17 protein-coding genes and 1 tRNA gene are annotated in these 14,160 nt (G+C 73.2%); 10 read left to right on the top strand and 8 right to left on the bottom strand.

The genetic code is table 11. The features are described from left to right. Positions 1-49 precede the first annotated feature (49 nt). Positions 50-274, bottom strand: a complete 225-nt coding sequence (locus AB0M16_RS04535; RefSeq protein WP_365338628.1) for a hypothetical protein — start codon at positions 272-274, stop codon at positions 50-52. A gap of 158 nt (positions 275-432) precedes the next feature. Between AB0M16_RS04535 and AB0M16_RS04530 the strand changes: the two genes are divergently transcribed. Continuing rightward, positions 433-510 (top strand) — tRNA-Trp (locus AB0M16_RS04530). Between the two features lie 17 nt (positions 511-527). On the opposite strand, the gene AB0M16_RS04525 is transcribed toward AB0M16_RS04530, so the two are convergent. Continuing rightward, entirely contained in the window at positions 528-1,364 is an 837-nt protein-coding gene (locus AB0M16_RS04525; RefSeq protein ID WP_365338627.1) for a transglutaminase-like domain-containing protein, read from the bottom strand. Then, positions 1,361-2,362, bottom strand: a complete 1,002-nt coding sequence (locus AB0M16_RS04520; RefSeq protein ID WP_365338625.1) for a GNAT family N-acetyltransferase — start codon at positions 2,360-2,362, stop codon at positions 1,361-1,363. Before AB0M16_RS04520 ends, AB0M16_RS04525 begins: the two co-directional genes overlap by 4 nt. Positions 2,363-2,474: 112 nt before the next feature. Between AB0M16_RS04520 and fdxA the strand changes: the two genes are divergently transcribed. Both fdxA and AB0M16_RS04510 read left to right on the top strand, forming a co-directional pair. Beyond that, positions 2,475-2,795 (top strand): ferredoxin, encoded by a 321-nt coding sequence (gene fdxA / locus AB0M16_RS04515; RefSeq protein ID WP_010474859.1) that lies wholly within the window; start codon positions 2,475-2,477, stop codon positions 2,793-2,795. 77 nt (positions 2,796-2,872) lie between these two features. Then, positions 2,873-3,967, top strand: a complete 1,095-nt coding sequence (locus AB0M16_RS04510; RefSeq protein ID WP_365338623.1) for a bifunctional succinyldiaminopimelate transaminase/glutamate-prephenate aminotransferase — start codon at positions 2,873-2,875, stop codon at positions 3,965-3,967. Between the two features lie 72 nt (positions 3,968-4,039). On the opposite strand, the gene AB0M16_RS04505 is transcribed toward AB0M16_RS04510, so the two are convergent. Both AB0M16_RS04505 and AB0M16_RS04500 read right to left on the bottom strand, forming a co-directional pair. After that, a complete protein-coding gene (locus AB0M16_RS04505; protein ID WP_365338622.1) occupies positions 4,040-4,504 on the bottom strand; it encodes an ATP-binding protein in 465 nt (154 codons plus the stop codon). An 823-nt stretch (positions 4,505-5,327) separates the two neighbouring features. Next, positions 5,328-6,275 carry a hypothetical protein gene (locus tag AB0M16_RS04500; RefSeq protein ID WP_365338620.1) on the bottom strand — a complete coding sequence of 316 codons (948 nt, stop codon included), beginning with the start codon at positions 6,273-6,275 and terminating at the stop codon, positions 5,328-5,330. A 29-nt stretch (positions 6,276-6,304) separates the two neighbouring features. Between AB0M16_RS04500 and dapE the strand changes: the two genes are divergently transcribed. Further along, complete coding sequence (gene dapE / locus AB0M16_RS04495) at positions 6,305-7,411, top strand: succinyl-diaminopimelate desuccinylase (protein WP_365338618.1); 1,107 nt, start codon at positions 6,305-6,307, stop codon at positions 7,409-7,411. Between the two features lie 84 nt (positions 7,412-7,495). Beyond that, positions 7,496-8,245 (top strand): TIGR00730 family Rossman fold protein, encoded by a 750-nt coding sequence (locus AB0M16_RS04490; RefSeq protein WP_365338616.1) that lies wholly within the window; start codon positions 7,496-7,498, stop codon positions 8,243-8,245. 87 nt (positions 8,246-8,332) lie between these two features. Here AB0M16_RS04490 and folP read toward each other — a convergent pair whose 3' ends face one another. Further along, positions 8,333-9,193 (bottom strand): dihydropteroate synthase, encoded by an 861-nt coding sequence (gene folP, locus AB0M16_RS04485; RefSeq protein ID WP_365338614.1) that lies wholly within the window; start codon positions 9,191-9,193, stop codon positions 8,333-8,335. Between the two features lie 113 nt (positions 9,194-9,306). Here folP and AB0M16_RS04480 point away from each other — a divergent pair, with 113 nt between their 5' ends. Next, positions 9,307-9,627: a DivIVA domain-containing protein gene (locus tag AB0M16_RS04480; protein WP_365338612.1), complete on the top strand. Its 321-nt coding sequence runs from the start codon at positions 9,307-9,309 to the stop codon at positions 9,625-9,627. After that, complete coding sequence (locus tag AB0M16_RS04475; protein ID WP_365338610.1) at positions 9,624-10,214, top strand: DNA-3-methyladenine glycosylase I; 591 nt, start codon at positions 9,624-9,626, stop codon at positions 10,212-10,214. The genes AB0M16_RS04480 and AB0M16_RS04475 overlap by 4 nt, the downstream gene beginning before the upstream one ends. Before the next feature lie 25 nt (positions 10,215-10,239). Here AB0M16_RS04475 and AB0M16_RS04470 read toward each other — a convergent pair whose 3' ends face one another. Next, the gene (locus AB0M16_RS04470) at positions 10,240-11,043 is read right to left on the bottom strand and encodes an enoyl-CoA hydratase-related protein (protein WP_365338608.1); all 804 of its coding nucleotides are present in this window, start codon (positions 11,041-11,043) and stop codon (positions 10,240-10,242) included. Between the two features lie 278 nt (positions 11,044-11,321). Here AB0M16_RS04470 and AB0M16_RS04465 point away from each other — a divergent pair, with 278 nt between their 5' ends. Continuing rightward, the gene (locus AB0M16_RS04465; protein ID WP_365338606.1) at positions 11,322-11,489 is read left to right on the top strand and encodes a DUF3117 domain-containing protein; all 168 of its coding nucleotides are present in this window, start codon (positions 11,322-11,324) and stop codon (positions 11,487-11,489) included. Positions 11,490-11,812: 323 nt separating this feature from the next. On the opposite strand, the gene AB0M16_RS04460 is transcribed toward AB0M16_RS04465, so the two are convergent. Then, positions 11,813-12,451 carry a class I SAM-dependent methyltransferase gene (locus AB0M16_RS04460; protein WP_365338752.1) on the bottom strand — a complete coding sequence of 213 codons (639 nt, stop codon included), beginning with the start codon at positions 12,449-12,451 and terminating at the stop codon, positions 11,813-11,815. A gap of 184 nt (positions 12,452-12,635) precedes the next feature. Here AB0M16_RS04460 and sigE point away from each other — a divergent pair, with 184 nt between their 5' ends. Further along, on the top strand, positions 12,636-13,394 hold the full coding sequence (gene sigE, locus AB0M16_RS04455) for an RNA polymerase sigma factor SigE (protein ID WP_365338604.1): 759 nt from the start codon (positions 12,636-12,638) through the stop codon (positions 13,392-13,394). Continuing rightward, positions 13,391-14,092: a zf-HC2 domain-containing protein gene (locus AB0M16_RS04450; protein WP_365338602.1), complete on the top strand. Its 702-nt coding sequence runs from the start codon at positions 13,391-13,393 to the stop codon at positions 14,090-14,092. The genes sigE and AB0M16_RS04450 overlap by 4 nt, the downstream gene beginning before the upstream one ends. The last annotated feature ends 68 nt before the right edge of the window (positions 14,093-14,160 follow it).

Genomic DNA, 14,160 nt, shown 5'->3' with positions numbered 1-14,160 from the left:
CCGCGGGCCGCACCAGGAGTGCGCCCGCGGCCCGTCCGCGTCGAGGGACCTACCACTCGCCGCCGTACCGCTGCTTCCGCGCCCGCAGCCAGGCCTGGACCTCCCGGGCCTCGCGCGGGGAGGCGGCGCGCAGATCCTCGGCGCGGACGGTCGCCACGAAGTGCACGAACCGCACCCGCCGGTGCCGGCCGTCCACACCGATGACTTTGCCGGGGCCGTAGACGTCGGTGCCCGTGTGGGCGACGAAGCTGCCGGGGCCGTGAGGGGTGTTCATCGCGCACCTTTCGCTCTGTGTGCTCTGCCGGTCACACAGTGGCGCGGGTCGCGCGGGCGCCGGAACGGGGACACGCGCGACACCACGAACGGCCGGTCGGGAGGGGGCGGAACGGACTCGCCCGACCCCGGCGCCCTCTTCTAGGCTGCTCCCCAGGGGCGGGGTCGTAGCGCAGCGGTCGTCGCGCGCGGTCTCCAAAACCGCGAGGACGCCGGTTCGAATCCGGCCGCCCCGCCCCGTTCCGCCCCGCCGGTCAGTTCAACAGGGCCCGGGCCGCCTTTGCCTTCCTCCTGATCGTCTCCGCCGCGCTCGGCTCCACCGCGTCCATGATCGTCGCGTACGCCTCCATCTCCGCCGCGCCCGTCAGGAAGTCGCCGCGCTGGACGAGGAGTTCCGCGCGCTCGTAGCGGAGCCGCGCGGGGTGGGAGGGGAGGAGGAGGGAGAGTTCGACGGCCCACAGGGCCACGTCGGAGCGCTCCGGGCGGGCCGAGGCCCAGGCGCGGATGTTGTTCAGGACGCGCAGCACGATCGCCGCCGGTGTCGCCGGGCGCAGCATCGACGGGTCGAGGGCCTCCCCGGTGGCGCCCGCGACGAGGAGCTCCGCGTCGGCGCCCGTCATGGCGCGGCCCCCGGCGAACGGGTCGGCCAGGTGCAGGTCCTCCGGGTCGCCGAAGCCGACGACGAAGTGGCCGGGCAGTCCCAGGCCGTAGACGTGTGCCCCGGCGCGGCGGGCGACCTCCATCCAGACCACGGAGAGCAGGATGGGCAGGCCGCGGCGGCGGCGCAGCACTTCGTGCAGCAGCGAGGACTCCAGGCGCTGGTAGTCGGCGGGGACGCCCTGGAAGCCCTCGTGCCGGCCGAGCAGGTCGGCGAGCGCCGCGACCCACGCGTCGGCACCCCGCGTCCCGTACGGGACGAGTCCGGCGAGCCGGTCCAGTTCGATCTCGGCGGCGTCCAGGTCGGCCTGGGTCACCGTCGGGTCGGCCACCGCGCCGAGGAGGAGGCAGAGCCGGGCGAGGTCGGGCCGGTCCGCCCTGGCCTCCTCCGCGAACTCCCGCCGCCAGTCGGTCACGTCGCCTCCGTCGGTCACGCGTCCGTCTCTCGGTAGTGGTGGTAGTGGTGGTGGGTGGTGAAGCCCATCCCGTCGTACAGCGCGCGGGCGCCGTCGTTGTCCGTCTCGACCTGGAGCCAGGCGGCCGACGCGCCCTCGTCGAGGGCCCGGCGGGCGAGTGCCGTCATGACGGCCGTCGCCAGGCCCCGGCGGCGGTGCCCGGGAGCGACCTCGACCGCCATGAAACCGGCCCAGCGGCCGTCCACCACGCAGCGTCCGATCGCCGCCGGTATGTCTTCCGTGCCCGGTACGGAAGCGAACCACACACTCGGGCCGCTGCCGAGCACCTTCATGACGTGCGGGGCGGGCTCGCCGAAGCGCTGGTAGCGGCGCAGCCAGTGCTCGTCGACCGAGCGGGAGAGGCGGACCGCCGTGACGTCGGCGTCGGTGTCGCCGATCGGGGCCAGGCCGGCGACGCGGATCTCGGCCGACACCTCGCGCGCCCAGCCGCGCCGCTCCAGCTCCGCGCACAGCACCTCCTGCGTGCCCTCGGCGCCGGTCGCGGCCTGTATGTACGCGGGCAGGCCGCGGGCCGCGTACCAGTCCCGTACGCGGTCGAGCGCGGCGTCGAGCGGGAGCCCCGGGTCGCCGAGCGGGAGCACCGAGTTGGCGCGGCGGGTGAACCCGGCGGCGGCCCGCAGGGTCCAGTCGCCGAGCGGTTCGCTCTCCAGCGGCTGCCAGCCGCGGGCGGCGACCCGGGCGAGCTCGCTGAAGGAGGCGGCCGGGCCGCGCCGGCGGGCCGGTGCGGCGGGGACGACCTTGCCCGCGACGAGGGCCGATTCCGCGATCCGGACGGCCTCGCCGGTCCGGCGTGTGATCGTCAGCACACCCGCTTCCCACGATGTGAGAACGCCGACCGCGTCGGTGAACGTCTCACCCGGCGCACCCGAGTCCGTCAGGTACCGGACCGAGACGCGTTTGCCCACGTCAGCGGCGGTAACGTGGACTTCGAGACGTCCTCCACCGGTGAATTCCACAGCTTCTGAGCCCCTCCTGTTCGGATCGTCCCCAAGAACGGAGATACTAGGGGCGGGCATCGACGACACCGCGCTCCCGCGCAGACCAGCCCTATCGAGGAGGAACGACAGCGTGACCTACGTCATCGCGCAGCCTTGTGTCGACGTCAAGGACAAGGCGTGCATCGAGGAGTGCCCCGTCGACTGCATCTACGAGGGCCAGCGGTCCTTGTACATCCACCCGGACGAATGCGTCGACTGTGGGGCCTGTGAGCCGGTCTGCCCGGTCGAGGCGATCTTCTACGAGGACGACACTCCGGAGGAGTGGAAGGACTACTACAAGGCGAACGTCGAGTTCTTCGACGAGCTCGGTTCGCCCGGTGGTGCCTCCAAGCTCGGCCTGATCGAGCGCGACCACCCCTTCATCGCCGCCCTGCCGCCGCAGAACGGCTGATCATTCGCCCTCGGTCCCGTACGGCCTCGCCGCTGTACGGGACCGATGCGTATCCCGTACCTACGAGGAGTCAATCCGTGAGCGCCGTCTCTTCGCGTCTTCCCGTCTTCCCCTGGGACAAGCTGGAGCCCTACAAGGCGACCGCTTCCGCCCACCCGGACGGGATCGTGGACCTGTCCGTGGGCACCCCCGTCGACCCCGTCCCCGCACTGGTCCAGGAGGCCCTGGTCGCGGCGGCGGACTCGCCGGGCTATCCCACGGTGTGGGGCACGAAGGAGCTGCGGGACGCGCTCACCGGCTGGTGCGAGCGCCGGCTCGGCGCCACCGGCTTCGCCCACGAGAACGTGCTGCCGGTGGTCGGCTCCAAGGAGCTGGTGGCCTGGCTGCCGACCCAGCTCGGCCTCGGCCCCGGCGACAAGGTCGCCTACCCGCGCCTCGCGTACCCGACGTACGAGGTCGGCGCGCGGCTGTGCGGCGCCGAGCCGGTCGTCTACGACGACCCGACCGAGCTCGACCCGGCCGGTCTGAAGCTGCTGTGGCTCAACTCCCCGTCCAACCCGACCGGCAAGGTCCTCGGCGCGGACGAGCTCACCCGGATCGTGGCCTGGGCCCGTGCGCACGACGTGCTGGTCTTCTCCGACGAGTGCTACCTGGAGCTGGGCTGGGAGGCCGACCCGGTCTCGGTGCTGCACCCGGACGTGTGCGGGAGCTCGTACGAGGGGATCGTCGCGGTCCACTCGCTGTCCAAGCGCTCCAACCTGGCCGGCTACCGGGCCGCGTTCATCGCGGGCGACGCGGCCGTCCTCGGCGAGCTGCTGCAGATCCGCAAGCACGGCGGCATGATGACGGCCGCCCCCGTGCAGGCCGCCACGGTCGCGGCGCTCGGCGACGACACGCACGTGGCGGAGCAGCGGGCCCGCTACGCGTCCCGGCGGGTGGCGCTGCGCGCGGCCCTGGAGGCGCACGGCTTCCGGATCGAGCACAGCGAGGCCAGCCTCTACCTGTGGGCCACCCGGGACGAGCCGTGCTGGGACACGGTGGCCTACCTGGCGGAGAAGGGCGTCCTCGTGGCGCCCGGCGACTTCTACGGCACGGCCGGTGAGCGCTTCGTGCGGGTGGCCTTCACGGCGACCGACGAGCGGGTCGAGGCGGCCGTCAAGCGCCTGGGCTGACACCGGCGCGTGCCACACGCGTGAGGGCCGGGGAGCGGTGCTCCCCGGCCCTCACGCGTTCCGTCGCGGAGGTCAGCCGCCGATCGGCAGGCCGCCCATCAGGCCGTTGGTCGGCAGGTTGCCGGTCGGCAGGGCGCCGACCGCGCCGCCCGTGGGGGCCTCGGCGCTCTCGGTGGCGGCGCCCGCGGTCTGGCCGAGGACCTCGCCGGCGTTGCCGGCGGTGTCGCCCGCGACCTGCTCGGCGGCCGGGGTGACGGTCTTGCCGGCGGTGCCCAGCGTCTTGCCGGCGGTCGGGACGGCGGAGCCGACCGCCTTGTCGCCGGTCGCGCCGACCACGCCGGTCGCGGTCTGCGAGGCGGAGTCGACGGTGGAGCCCGCGGCGGCGGCGTCCAGGGCGCTCAGGCCGGACAGGCCGCTGGTCGGGATGAGGCTGTGGTCCAGGGCGCTCGCGGAGCCGGCCGCACCGACCACGGGGGCTGCTCCGGCCGCGACGAGCAGGGCGGCGCGGGCGATCCGACGGGTCAGGGGGAGGGACATGGTGCTCCTTCGACGGAGAGGACGACGAGGTCGATTACGCGATGACAACCGGCCCCGGGGCGGGGGAGGTTGCGGACGCCGAAGGTAAAGACTGGGCAATGCGTCGTATTGTCGGGTGGGGAGGAAAGTGGACGAACGCGTCACCGCGACGAGGGGCGATGAACCGTCACTTCCCTTGTGGCGCAAGGGGCTTGCGGTGGCATGTCAGTCCCTCCGGAAGCTGCCCGCAGAGCTTCCCGACGCACCGGCCGTATGACACGTCCGAGTGACACCCCGCACGGGCGCCCGCCCGGCGGAACGCGCTGCGGAAGGCCGCGGAACGGGCGGCGAGGGGCCTGGAGCGGGGAGGGAACCGGCCTGTGGTGCGGGCGGGGAGCAGGCGTGGAACCGGCCCGTGGTGCGGGCGGGGAGCAGGCAAGGAACCGGCCCGTGGCACCTCGGGTGGAGCAGGTGTGGACCGCACCGCGGCGAGGGCCCGGAGCAGGCGTGGGGCGGCCGGGTGCGGGCGGGGAGGGCGGCGGGCGGTCGTGGCGGCGCCAGGGCCTGCCCCGCGGATCAGCGCCGGAGAAGGAGACGGGAGCCCCGGGGCCGGTCCGGCGGATCACGGGCGGGTCCGAGGTGTCCGGCACGGCACGGCACCGCGGCGGTGCCGCAGGGTCCGTGCGGCTCGGTGCCGCGGGGCACTCCAGCGCCTGCCTTCATTTTCCTCGGCCCTGGCGGGCCCCGGGGGATCCCTGCGCCCACGTCGGGCCCACGTCGGGGCTACCTCGGGCCTACGTAGGCCTACGCAGCGGCCCGTGCGTCCCGTGCGGCCGTACAGGCCTCAGCTCGCCAGCCTGATGCGTACCGCCGAGCCGTCCGTGCCCCGGGACTTCGCCGGCTCCCACTCGCCCGACGCGTCGTCCGCGACCCACACCCGGTCCCCGTACGACACCTCCGCGATGCGCAGTTCGTCCGCCCGCGCCACCGCCCACTGCGCCAGCTCCCAGCCGCGCTGCGCCCGCGAGCCGGGCTCCCGGCCGCTCTCCCGCACCGGCACCGAGAGCTCGACGGCCGGGGCGCCGGCCGCGATCGAGCCGGCCGCCCCGGCGCCCTTCACGTCCGGCTTCGGCAGCGTCTCCGGGCCGAACGCCCTTACCAGCTCGGCGCGCACCCGCGCCGGATCGCCCGGCCGGCCCTCCTTGACGTCCGCCGTACAGGACAGCGAGGCCGGCGCCCGGCCCGTCAGCGCCGCCGACAGCAGCGTCGCGTCCGGCTCGTGCTTCGCGTACGCCTGCGGGAAGCCGCTGCGCTGCACCTTCTGTGCCGCCACCGTCAGCGGGAGCCGCGAATAGCCCGGAACCTTCTCCAGGCCTTCGTAGAACCTCCCCGAGGAATACACCGGGTCCAGGATCTGCTCCGGCGTTCCCCAGCCCTGCGAGGGCCGCTGCTGGAACAGGCCGAGGGAGTCCCGGTCGCCGTGCCGGATGTTCCGCAGCCCCGACTCCTGCAGCGCCGTCGCCAGCGCGATGGTCACCGCCCGCTCCGGCAGTCCCCGGGTGGTGCCCACGGCGGCGATCGTCGCCGCGTTGGACGCCTGCTCCGGAGTGAACTCGTACCGGTTCGCCCCGCTTCCGACACTGCATCGCGGCGCGCCCTTGCTGCCCGTCACGTAGTGCACCGCGACGTACGCGACCAGGCCGAGGAGTACGGCGAAGGCCGCCGCGAACCGGGCGGGACGGCCGCGGCGGGCGGGACGGGGGAGACGGCTGGGCTCGGACACGCGCCCCACCGTACTGGAGGCCGAGTTAGGGTCGACACATGGCTGACACCGCTCCTCACCGCCCCCTGCAGGACGCCTCGCTGGACCTCACGCTCGACGGCGCCGCGCTCACCGCCGCCCTCGTCGACTTCCCCTCCGTGAGCGGAACCGAGAAGCCGCTCGCCGACGCGATCGAGCAGGCCCTGCGCGCCCTGCCGCACCTCACCGTCGACCGGTACGGGAACAACGTCGTCGCCCGCACGCGGCTCGGCCGGGACGAGCGCGTCGTCCTCGCCGGACACATCGACACCGTCCCGATCGCCGACAACGTGCCCAGCCGGCTCGACGAGGAGGGCATCCTCTGGGGCTGCGGCACCTCCGACATGAAGTCGGGCGTCGCCGTCCAGCTGCGCATCGCCGCGACGGTCCCCGCGCCCAACCGCGACCTCACCTTCGTCTTCTACGACAACGAGGAGGTCGCCGCCCACCTCAACGGCCTCGGCCACATCGCCGACGCCCACCCGGACTGGCTCGCGGGCGACTTCGCCGTCCTCCTGGAGCCGTCCTTCGGCGAGGTCGAGGGCGGCTGCCAGGGCACCCTGCGGGTCAAGCTGCGCACGGTGGGCGAGCGGGCCCACTCCGCGCGCTCCTGGATGGGCTCCAACGCCATCCACGCCGCCGCCCCGATCCTCGCCCGGCTCGCCGCCTACGAGCCGCGCAGGCCCGTCATCGACGGCCTGGAGTTCCACGAGGGCCTCAACGCGGTCGGCATCGAGGGCGGCGTCGCCACCAACGTCATCCCCGACGATTGCGTCGTCACCGTCAACTACCGCTACGCCCCCGACCGCTCCCCGGAGCAGGCCGAGGCGCACGTCCGAGAGGTCTTCGCGGACTGCGGCGTCGCCGAGTTCGTGATCGACGACCAGAGCGGCGGCGCACTGCCCGGCCTCTCGCACCCGGCCGCCGCGGCCTTCATGAAGGCGGTCGGCGGCAGCGCCCACCCCAAGTTCGGCTGGACCGACGTCGCCCGCTTCAGCGCGGTGGGCGTCCCCGCGGTCAACTACGGCCCCGGTGACCCCCTCTACGCGCACAAGCGGGACGAGCACGTGCACGTCGAGCGGATCCACCACTGCGAGGCACGTCTCCGCGACTGGCTGACCGACTGATTCCCGGAATTTCGCTTTTCGTCACCTCTGTGGACCTACCCTGACCGGACCGGAAGATCAGTGGAACGGTGAAAGGAGCCGGCCATGGGTGTACCCGAGGAGCCGAGGAAGCCGGAGGAGCAGCGTCTTGGCCCGGTGCTCAGGCGCCGTGAGCAGGTCCAGCCCGGCACCACGGACCAGCGCCTGCTCGACACCGAGGGCGACTCGGAGTGGGTGCACACCGACCCCTGGCGGGTCATGCGCATCCAGTCCGAGTTCGTCGAGGGCTTCGGTGCCCTGGCCGAACTGCCGAGCGCGATCAGCGTCTTCGGCTCGGCCCGCACCAAGCCCGACTCGCCCGAGTACGAGGCCGGCGTCCGCATCGGCCACGCGCTCGTCGAGGCCGGCTTCGCGGTGATCACGGGCGGCGGTCCCGGCGCCATGGAGGCGGCCAACAAGGGCGCCCGCGAGGCCAAGGGCATCTCCGTCGGCCTCGGCATCGAGCTCCCCTTCGAGCAGGGCCTCAACCCGCACGTCGACATCGGGGTCAACTTCCGCTACTTCTTCGTCCGCAAGACGATGTTCGTGAAGTACGCGCAGGGCTTCGTCGTCCTGCCCGGCGGCCTCGGCACCCTCGACGAGCTGTTCGAGGCGCTGACCCTGGTCCAGACCCGCAAGGTCACCCGCTTCCCGATCGTCCTCTTCGGCAGCGCGTACTGGAAGGGCCTCGTCGACTGGCTCCGCGACTCGGTCGTCGCGGGCGGCAAGGCCTCCGAGCACGACCTGCTCCTCTTCCACGTGACGGACGACGTGGACGAGGCGGTGGCCCTGGTGACGAAGGAGGTCGGCCGCTAGGTCGCCGCGCCCCGGTCGGTTGTGGGCACTCGTTCCGCCCCGGTGGAACGGATGGCACAACCGACCACCCGGCCGCACCGGTTCCGACTACGCCAGCCCCCGCCGGGCAACGGCGGGCGCCCGATGCCCGGCGATGGACGCCACCATGTCCAGCACCTGCTTCGTCTCGGCGACCTCGTGCACCCGGTAGACCTGGGCGCCGAGCCACGCGCTGACCGCCGTCGTGGCGAGGGTCCCCAGCACCCGCTCCTTCACCGGCCGGTCCAGCGTCTCGCCGACGAAGTCCTTGTTGGACAGGGAGACGAGCACCGGCCACCCGGTCGCCGTCATCTCTCCCAGCCGCCGCGTCGCCTCCAGGCTGTGCCGCGTGTTCTTCCCGAAGTCGTGGCCCGGGTCGATCATGATCCCGTCCCGCCGCACGCCCAGGGCCACCGCGCGCTCCGCGAGACCGACCGTCACGCTCAGGATGTCGGCCACCACGTCCTCGTACGCGATCCGGTGCGGCCGGGTGCGCGGCTCCACGCCGCCCGCGTGGGTGCAGACGAGCCCCGCCCCGTACTTCGCCGCGACCTCCGCGAGCCGCGGGTCGACCCCGCCCCACGCGTCGTTCAGCAGGTCCGCGCCGGCCTCGCACACCGCCTCGCCGACGTCCGCCCGCCAGGTGTCCACGCTGATCACCACGTCCGGGTGGCGCCGCCGTACCTCGGCGACGAAGCCGACCGTGCGCCGCGCCTCCTCCTCGGGCGTCACCTCCTCGCCGGGGCCCGCCTTGACCCCGCCGATGTCGATGATCGCTGCGCCCTCGGCCACGGCCTGCTCGACGCGGGCGAGCGCGGGCTCGTCGCGGAACGTGGCCCCCTGGTCGTAGAAGGAGTCCGGGGTCCGGTTCACGATCGCCATGATCACCGGCTCGTGCGGCCCGAATTCACGCCGTCCCAAGCGCAGCATCCCTTATGTCCTCCCTCGCGACCGGTCGCCTGCCTCGTCTGCGACCCTAACTGTCGGTGGCGCATGGCACGATCGGCACCGGACGTTTTCCACGGACGGGGAGAGGCGCGCAGGTGTTCTGGTTTCTGCTGATCACGATGGTCGTGGTCGTCGCGGCGGTCACCCTGGCGGTGGTCGGCGGCGGCGACAGCGAGGTGCTGCCCGCGGCGGCACCCGGGCAACTGGTGGATCCGCTTCCCGCGACCCGCCCGGTCGGCCCGGGCGACATCGAGGCGCTGCGCCTCCCCGTCGCGGCCCGCGGCTACCGGATGACGGACGTGGACGACGTCCTGGACCGGCTCGGCGCCGAGCTCGCCGAGCGGGACGCCCGGATCGCGGACCTGGAGGCCGCCCTTGCGGGCGCCCGGCGGCCCGGCGAGGAGGAGGGCGAGTGAGCGACGGCGGGGCGATCCCGGGGCCGGACGGCGGCCTGCGCTGCCCGTGGGGTCTGTCGACCGAGGACTACGTGGCGTACCACGACGAGGAGTGGGGCCGCCCGGTCCACGGCGACGACGCGCTGTTCGAGCGCCTGTGCCTGGAGGCCTTCCAGTCCGGACTGTCGTGGATCACGATCCTGCGCCGCCGAGAGGGCTTCCGGAAGGCGTTCTCCGGCTTCCGGATCGCCGAGGTGGCCCGGTTCACCGACACCGACCGGGAGCGGCTGCTCGCCGACGAGGGGATCATCCGCAACCGCGCCAAGATCGACGCCACCATCGCCAACGCGAAGGTGCTGGTCGACTGGGCACCGGGCGAGCTCGACACGCTGATCTGGTCGTACGCGCCGGACCCGGCGACCCGCCCGGCCCCGGCCACCGTCTCCGACGTGCCGGCCGTGACGGACGAGTCGACGGCCCTGTCCAAGGCGCTGAAGAAGCGCGGCCTGCGCTTCATCGGCCCGACCACGGCGTACGCCCTGATGCAGGCCTGCGGTCTGGTCGACGACCACGTCGCCGACTGCCTGGCGCGCGGCGCCGGCCGCTGAGCCGGCGCGCGCGTCCGACCCGTCCTCAGCGGCCGAGGTACTTCGGCTTCTCCTTGGCGACGAAGGCCTGCACGGCGATCGTGTGGTCCTCCGAGGCGCCCGCCCTCGTCTGGAGCTCGTCCTCCTTCTCCAGGGCCTCGGCGAGCGAGTGGTCGGCGCCGTACGCCAGGGACTCCTTCAGCGCCGCGTAGGCGACGGTCGGGCCCTCGGCCAGCTTGCGGGCCACCTTCGCGGCCTCCTCGGCCAGTGCGTCCGGGGCGACCAGCCTGTTCACGATGCCCAGCTCGTAGGCCTCCTGGGCGCTGATCGAGCGGGGGAAGAGCAGCAGGTCGGAGGCCCGGCTCTGGCCGATGAGGCGCGGCAGGGTCCAGGACATGCCCGAGTCGGCGGTGAGGGCCACGCCGGCGAAGGAGGTGTTGAAGGAGGCGGTCTCCGCGACCACCCGGTAGTCGGCGGCGAGCGCGAAGCCGAAGCCGGCGCCGGCCGCGACCCCGTTCACCGCCGCGACGACCGGCTTCGCCATTCCGGTGAGCGCCCGCACGATCGGGTTGTAGTGGTCGCGCACCGTGTTCATGGTGTTGCTCGTGCCGGTCTCCTTGTCCTGGATCAGCAGCCCCACGTGCTCCTTGAGGTCCTGGCCCACGCAGAACGCGCGGTCGCCCGCCGCCGTCAGCAGCACCGCCCGGACGGCCGGGTCCGCGGCGGCCGCCTCGGCCGCGTCGCGCAGGGCGACTTTGGCCGCCACGTTCATCGCGTTCATGGCCTCGGGGCGGTTGATCGTGATGGTGGCGAGCCCGTCGCTCACCTCGTACAGCACCGTGTCGGCCATCAGGGATCCCTTCGCGTCTTCGCGTCGTTGACACGCTCAGCATGGCGGAGATCACCCGGTCCGCACATGTGAGCTGTGTCAAAGAATCACCACTCGGACGCCGACCGGCGGCGGCGAAGTATCGCAGGTGGATCGGTGAAATGTGTGGCTTTGTGAAAGCGCGTTGCGGAAGCGATGCCACCTGATGTTGGTCATCGGGTCCTGTGATGCGGGATAATGACCGGGAAGCAATCGTGTTCGATGCTGACGATGAGCTGGTTTCAGGAAGGGGAACGAGCATGGCGGCCATGAAGCCGCGGACGGGTGACGGCCCGCTCGAGGTGACCAAGGAGGGGCGGGGCATCGTCATGCGCGTTCCGCTCGAAGGCGGCGGCCGGCTCGTCGTCGAGCTGACCCCGGACGAGGCGAAGGCACTCGGCGAAGCCCTGGCGGAAGTCGTCGGCTGATCCGCCCCTGACGCGTATTTCCGCTTCTGCCCCGGCACGGTACCCACCGCGCCGGGGCAGCGGCGTATCGGGGGTCCTCGCGGCGGCCGGGCCTTCGGTTACGGCGGCCGGGCCCTTCGGTACGGCGGCCGGGCCCTCCGGTACGGCGGCCGGGCCCTTCGGTACGGGCTGGGCCCTTCGGCACGGGCGGCCGGGTCGCTCTCGGTGCGGGCCGTCCCCTTCGGCGCGGGCGGTCGGGTCGCTCGGTGCAGGCGTCCGGTCTCCCGGTGGGGCCGGATCCCTCGTCACGGGCGGCCGGTCTCTCTCGGGTGCGGCCCGGGGACCTACGCGCCCCTGCGCACCGCGCACAGCAGCCCGTCGCCCACCGGGAGCAGGGTGGGCAGCAGCTCCCGGCTCTCCCGTACGGTCCGCAGCAGCTCGCGTATCCGCTGTACCTCGGCCGGCTGGGCCGCCGAGTCGACCGTGCGGCCGTCCGCGAAGACGCCCTCGAAGCAGACGAGACCGCCCGGTCGCAGCAGGCGCAACGATTCAGCGAGGTAGTCCAGGAGCTCCAGCCGGTCGCCGTCGCAGAAGACCAGGTCGTAACCGCCGTCCGCGAGCCGGGGAAGGACCTCCAGAGCCCGGCCCGGGATGAACCGGGCCCGGTTGCCCGCGAAACCCGCCGCCCGGAACGCCGCCTTGGCGTGCGCCTGCCGCTCCGGCTCCATGTCCACGGTGGTCAGCACCCCGTCGGGGCGCATCCCCAGCAGCAGGTAGATCCCGGACACGCCCGTGCCCGTGCCGATCTCCGCCACCGCCTTGGCGTCCGCCGTCGCGGCCAGCAGGCGCAGGGCGGCGCCGGTGCCCGGAGACACCGAGGGCAGGCCCGCCTCACGGGCCCGGTCGCGGGCCCAGCGCAGCGCTTCGTCCTCGGCGACAAAGGCCTCGGCGAAGGCCAAGCTCGTCTGCCGGTTGGCGGTAATGGCCCTCTCCTGTCCCCGTCATCGACGCCGTAGTTGACGCAGGCGTCGACTGTATCCGCTGCGCGCGGGAACCCGCAGATGGGACCGCGCGTTCATACGGACAGGAAGCGAGGCGGATGCCCGGCGCGAGCCGGCCCCAAATTCGCGTAAAGATTCTTATCCGGAGCTAACGGGCGAGGTGGCTATGGTAGGGGCTCCACTGGACACCACCAGAGCCGACAGGGGAGGTGCGGCTGCGCCTGTGGATCGGAGAGGAGTGCTCCGTCGCCTTCTCCGTTCGGCAGGTGAGCCGAAATCCGTGACCGACACCGCTGACCGTTCCCGCACCGCCGACTCCGCACCCACCACCGCGACCTTCGCATCGGACGCGGAATCGCAGGCGTGGACCCCTCCCAGCTGGGAGGAGATCGTCAGCACGCACAGCGGCCGGGTGTACCGGCTCGCCTACCGCCTGACGGGCAATCAGCACGACGCCGAAGACCTCACCCAGGAGGTCTTCGTCCGCGTCTTCCGCTCCCTGTCCTCGTACACGCCGGGCACGTTCGAGGGCTGGCTGCACCGCATCACCACGAACCTCTTCCTGGACATGGTGCGCCGCAAGCAGCGCATCCGCTTCGACGCGCTCGCCGACGACGCCGCCGAGCGGCTGCCCAGCCGTGAGCCCTCCCCGCAGCAGGCGTTCAACGACACGCACTTCGACGCCGACGTGCAGCAGGCCCTGGACACCCTCGCCCCCGAGTTCCGGGCGGCGGTCGTCCTCTGCGACATCGAGGGCCTCTCGTACGAGGAGATCGCCGCGACCCTCGGCGTGAAGCTCGGCACCGTCCGCAGCCGCATCCACCGCGGCCGCTCCCACCTGCGCAAGGCGCTCAAGCACCGCTCGCCCGAGGCGCGCGCGGAGCGGGCCCTTGCCGCCGTCGGCTGGGAGGGCGGAACGGCGTGAGTGGCACCAGTCCGTCACCGACCCCCGCGGAGCAGCACCTCGGGGACCGGCTCGCCGCGCTCGTCGACGGCGAGCTCGGTCACGACGCTCGCGACCGGGTCCTCGCCCACCTCGCGACCTGCCCCAAATGCAAGGCCGAGGCAGACGCGCAGCGCAGCCTGAAGAGCGTCTTCGCCGCCACTGCGCCCCCGCCGCCCTCGGAGGGGCTGTTGGCACGCCTCCAGGGGCTGCCGGGGGGACCAGATGACCAGGGGGGTCCCTTCGACGACCTCCTCCGCCGGGGAGGGGTGCGCTCCGACGGCTTCGCCACGGCGGCGCCCCTCACCCCTGACGGCGGATTCCGCATCCACGAGGTCGGCGACCGCTCCTCCGGGCGGGGACGGCGCTTCGCCTTCGCGGCGGCCAGCGCGGTCTCGTTCGCGGCCATCGCGCTGAGCGGCACCCTGCAGCTCGACACCACCCGTGGCGGCCAGGGCACCGGGAGCAACGTCACCCCGCTGCGCGCCCCGGCGACCTTCGCGTCCGGCTCGCGCCGGGAGTCCGCGCCGGAGGCCGCCCCGCCGACGGTCGTCCCGGCCCGGCTCGAACTGTCCCCGTTCATACGCCCGGTGAGCCCGGCGCTGCGCCTCTCGTACGCCCCGGGGCCCGACCCGAGCGTCCCGACCGTCACCCCGGCCCCCAGTCCCTCCCACCACTGACCGTTGACCTGGTTGAATCCAGGGGCAGGGGCGCGCCGCCCGGCGATGCGGGCGGCGCGGACAGGTCA

It is taken from the genome of Streptomyces sp. NPDC051921, assembly GCF_040680975.1.
GTDB lineage: Bacteria > Actinomycetota > Actinomycetes > Streptomycetales > Streptomycetaceae > Streptomyces.
The sequence above is the reverse complement of the archived record's forward strand: the minus strand, read 5'-3'. Positions and strand labels throughout refer to the sequence as shown.